This window comes from Streptomyces flavofungini, from assembly GCF_041028215.1.
GTDB lineage: Bacteria > Actinomycetota > Actinomycetes > Streptomycetales > Streptomycetaceae > Streptomyces > Streptomyces flavofungini_B.
On the sequence record NZ_JASKYR010000657.1, the window covers coordinates 1 to 4,169 of the forward strand.

Genomic DNA, 4,169 nt, shown 5'->3' on the forward strand with positions numbered 1-4,169 from the left:
GGCCGCCGGTGTGCCCCCAGACGGTGCCGCAGGAGGTGTCCACTCGCATCAACCCCAGTCCGTAGCCACCGCCCTCCTCGGGAGCGGCGACCGTGGTGCGCATCTGCTTCAGCTGCGCCTCGGGCAGCAGCTCGCCGGAGATCAGCGCGGTCAGGAAGCGCTGCCAGTCCTGTGCGGTGGAGACCATGCCGCCCGCCGCCCAGGACCAGCTCGGGTCGATGGCAGAGGTGTCGATGGTGTCCCCGGAACGCTCGGCACCGGCGAATCCGACGCCTTCGGGCAGGTCAACGGTTCGGGAGAGGATGGCCTTCAAGCGCCCGGCGTCCGGCTCGTAGCCGGTCACGTGCTGCCGGGTGTTCCAGTCGGCCTTCGTGGCGAGGTAGGAGTCCTTCATGCCGAGCGGCCCGGTGATCCTCTTCTTGATCAGCTCGGCCAGGCCGCTCCCCGTGGCCTTCTCGAGAATCAGCCCCAGCGCCTCGTAATTGGCGTTGCTGTACGAGTACGTCTTGCCGGGCTCGGTCGGCGGGTCCTGTTCGGGCGTGATGCCGAGCAGCTTCTCCGGTGTCCAGGTGCGCTTGACCTGACCGGTGAGGGAGGGCAGGAACTGCGGCGTCAGCAGGAAGTCTCCCAGGCCGCTGGTGTGGTTGAGCAGCATCCGTACGGTGATGTGCTCGCCGCCCTCGACCAGTCCGGGCAGCCACTTCTCGACCGTGTCGCCGAGGCCGATCCTCTTCTCGGCGACCTGTTGCAGGACGAGCGTCGCGGTGAGCGTCTTGGTGTTGGACCCGACCCGGAACCGGTCGCCGACGGCGAGGCGGTGATCGTCCTTCGTCCAGGCGGCCTGCCGGGCGATCTCGACGGGCTTCCCGTCGCCGGAGTCGACGCGGACGATGACGCCCAGGGAGCCGGTGTCCGCTGCCTTCCGCGCGAGGCCGGCCAGCCGCTCGGCGGCCGCTGTGTCCGCCGCACTCCGCCCGGCCGCCGGCCTGGCCCCGGCCGACCCCGCATCCGAGCAGCTCACGAGCGCGGCGCCCATGCAGGTCGCCAACGCCATGGTCAGCGCTCCCCGACGGATCCGGTGACGGCGGGACGGAGTATGTACGAACATGGCAAGTTCCCTTTCACGCATGACAGTTGCTGGTGCGCGAAGGGACCTGGCAGTCACCCGTCGAGCCGCCTTTCGGCGGCTTCCGCGCACACCGACCATTCAGTCAGCGGCGCGCGCCCGGTACATCGCTCGTTGGCGGGCTTCCCGGCGACGCGGGGTCACTCCAAGGAATGACTCCGCGATTCCCGGCGTCTCGCCGCCCTGACGCGCCCCGGCCACCCACCGGGGCGCGTCAGGACAGGGTGTTCCTGGCCAGCACCGCCGCCTGCGCCCTGCTCTGGCAGCCGGTCTTCGTCAGGACGCGGCTGACGTGCGTCTTGACGGTGTGCAGGCTGACGACGAGCCGGTCGGCGATCTCGGCGTTGCTCAGGCCGTCCCGGATCAGACGCAGTACGTCGACCTCCCGCTCGGTGAGGTCCCTCAGCCGGGCCAGCTCCTGGTCGCTGGGGCGGCGTCGGCCGTCGAGATGGCCCTCGATGATCCGCCGGGTCACCGCGGGGCTCAGCGCGCTGTGCCCGGCCGCCGCGGCACGGACGGCCCCGGTCAGTTCCTCGTACGAACTGTTCTTCAGCAGGAAACCGGACGCCCCGGCGGCGAGCGCGTCGTCGACGTACGCGTCCAGATCGAACGTCGTCAGCATGAGCACCCGGCTGTGCCCCGGCCCGAGCAGTCTCCGGCGGCCCAGTTCGGCCAGCGCCCACAGACCGTCGCGGCGCGGCATCCGGATGTCCATCAGCAGTACGTCAGGCCGCAGCCGCGCGCACGCCTCGACGGCTTCCTCACCGTCGTCCGCGGTGCCCGCCACGGTGATGTCCGCCTGGCTGTCCAGGATCGCGCTCAGTCCGGCGCGGATGACCGGCTCGTCGTCCACGACGAGCACGCTGATCTGCTCAGGCACCAGCACACTCATCTGCTCAGACATCCGCACGCTCCAACGGCATCGTGGCCACGACGCGGAAGCCGCCGTCACCGGTCGGGCCCGCGGTGAGTTCGCCGTCCAGTGCCCTCACCCGTTCCTCCATGCTGACCAGGCCGAGCCCGATGCCCGCGTCGGCCGTGCCGCGCCGCGCCGCGCGACCGTTCACGACCTCGCACCGGAGCTCTCCCGCGACGCCGTCGACACTCACCCGGACCGGCGCCCCGGGGGCATGCCTGCGTGCGTTGACCAGTGCCTCCTGCACGAGGCGATACGTCGCCAGTTGCACCGGCCCCGGTACGGACTCCAGCGCGATGCCCATCATCATCCCGACCGTCCCTCCCGCGGCGCGGTGACTGTCCAGCAGAGCGTCCAGCTCGCCGAGGTCCGGCACGGGCTGGAGCGGGACGGCGTCGGCAGGGTCGCGCAGCATCCGCAACAGGTCACGCAGCTCGCCGCTGCTCTGCCGACCCGCCGCCGCGAGACCGTCCACCTGGGCACGGGCCCAGTCGGGCAGCTCGGCGCCGCGGGCCCGCAGGGTCTCCGCGTGTACGACGAGCAGGGTCAGCGAGTGCGCGACCACGTCGTGCATCTCTCCGGCGATCCGTGTCCGCTCGCGTTGCGTGGCCTGTGCCGCCTCCAGGGCCTGTGCCCGGCGCGCGTCGGCCGCCCGCCGCTCGGCCGCGGCCAGCAGTTCCTGCCGGGTCCGCGCGGCGAACCCCATCGCCCACGCCAGCGGCATCGGGGCCAGCGCGGCAAGGACGTCCAGACCGCCCTGGAAGTCGCCGGAGTCGGTCGTCATCCGGTTCAGCCACAGCCCGGCCACGCTCAGCAGGGTGACACCGAGAACCGCCGACACGGTCCGCTTCCCGCTCGTACCGCGGTTGCCCAGGTTGTAGAGCAGCACCGCGAGCGGCAGGAAGACCAGCGGTGACAGCTTGGCACCCGCACTCGCGCTTGCCACCAGCGCCGCCAGCAGAGCCCCGAATCCGACGACGAAGGCGGTGACCGGCAGCCGCTGCCTCAGCAGCAGGCCCCCCACCCCCACCGCTTCGTACGCCGTGAGCGACGCCCACGCCGGCCCGGAGGTGTCCACGTACGGCTGCGACAGCAGCACCGGCAGAAACGTCAGTACGACCAACCCGGCGTCGGCGCCCCACCCGGGCCACCTGCCGTCCATCACTCTCATCCGCCCGACCCTACGACCTCGCACGCGGCTCTTCGTCACTCCAAGGAGCCACTCGCACGCCGACGTGGCCCGACCCGCTGCCTCACCGAGGATCAAGGTGAGCGTACGCCGGCAGCGGCCAGCACCGGCTCGACCGGCGGGCTCCTGGGCTCACAGCCGGACCGTCGTTCCGGGTCGCACATGAAGTACACGTGAAGCCGGAACCGGCCTTCTGACGGGCGGGACACCAGCAGCCCCGCACGCTGCACCAGCCGGGGCCAGGGCCGTCGAAAAGCCCCTCTACGCCACCGCCTCCGCTGACGCGGTCGTGCCTGTTCACTTCTAGGTCGACTGGGGGCAGTTGCGCGGTGGAGCCAGGCCTGCGCTGCCCGCTCGCCTCGCTGCGCCCGGCCCCCGCCCCGGCCTGGGCCTCGGCCTCCTCCTCGGCAACCGTCTGAGCCTGCGGGCGCCCATTCCAGCGCTGCAACGGTGCTCCCCCGCCCGCCGCGTCCCAGCCCTCCGGAAAGGCGGCCAAAACGCGGCATTGTCCTTCCTCGCGGGTGGTCTGCCGGGCAAGGACGTCGCGGTCGTCGTAGGAGCGACGTCGATGAGGACCAGGCGCTGGAGTTCGGCCGACTCCAGGGCCTCCACGTCCCACGGCACAAGGTGGCGGGCACGCACGGCGGAGCGGGAGTGCGGTCGGCGGTCACGGCAGCGAGGTCTCAGGGCAAGTGGAGGGCGAATTCGTCCTCGCGCAGCGCGCCACCGAGTACGGGATACGGGACTCGGGATGGGGTCCTTCCTCGCGGGTCGTCTGCCGGGCAAGGACGTCGCGGTCGTCGMGGMGGGCCTGCACCGCCGGGCGCAGCGCCTGGTCGTGATGGACGTCGACTCCACGCTCATCCAGGACGAGGTCATCGAGCTCTTCGCCTCGCACCCGGCGTGCGCGGCGAACTCGACTTCGAGCAGTCCCTGCA

The 4,169-nt window shown here is 71.6% G+C and carries 3 protein-coding genes and 1 pseudogene; 1 reads left to right on the forward strand and 3 read right to left on the reverse strand.

Annotated elements, in window-relative coordinates:
• The 3 genes from AB8Z36_RS31910 to AB8Z36_RS31920 form a co-directional block, all read right to left on the reverse strand.
• The coding region (locus AB8Z36_RS31910; RefSeq protein WP_369216872.1) for a serine hydrolase domain-containing protein at window positions 1-1,054 on the reverse strand (1,054 nt) is incomplete at its 3' end.
• A gap of 286 nt (window positions 1,055-1,340) precedes the next feature.
• On the reverse strand, window positions 1,341-2,030 hold the full coding sequence (locus tag AB8Z36_RS31915) for a response regulator (protein ID WP_369216873.1): 690 nt from the start codon (window positions 2,028-2,030) through the stop codon (window positions 1,341-1,343).
• Window positions 2,023-3,204 (reverse strand): sensor histidine kinase, encoded by a 1,182-nt coding sequence (locus AB8Z36_RS31920; RefSeq protein WP_369216874.1) that lies wholly within the window; start codon window positions 3,202-3,204, stop codon window positions 2,023-2,025. The genes AB8Z36_RS31915 and AB8Z36_RS31920 overlap by 8 nt, the downstream gene beginning before the upstream one ends.
• Window positions 3,205-4,012: 808 nt before the next feature.
• On the opposite strand from AB8Z36_RS31920, the pseudogene AB8Z36_RS31925 reads away from it, so the two are divergent.
• A pseudogene (locus AB8Z36_RS31925) lies at window positions 4,013-4,169 on the forward strand (phosphoserine phosphatase); the annotation flags it as partial.

Excerpts from the sequence above, each read along its gene's own strand:
- AB8Z36_RS31920 (WP_369216874.1), bottom strand. The coding sequence starts at position 3,204 with ATGGACGGCAGGTGGCCCGGGTGGGGCGCCGACGCCGGGTTGGTCGTA.
- AB8Z36_RS31915 (WP_369216873.1), bottom strand. The coding sequence starts at position 2,030 with ATGTCTGAGCAGATGAGTGTGCTGGTGCCTGAGCAGATCAGCGTGCTC.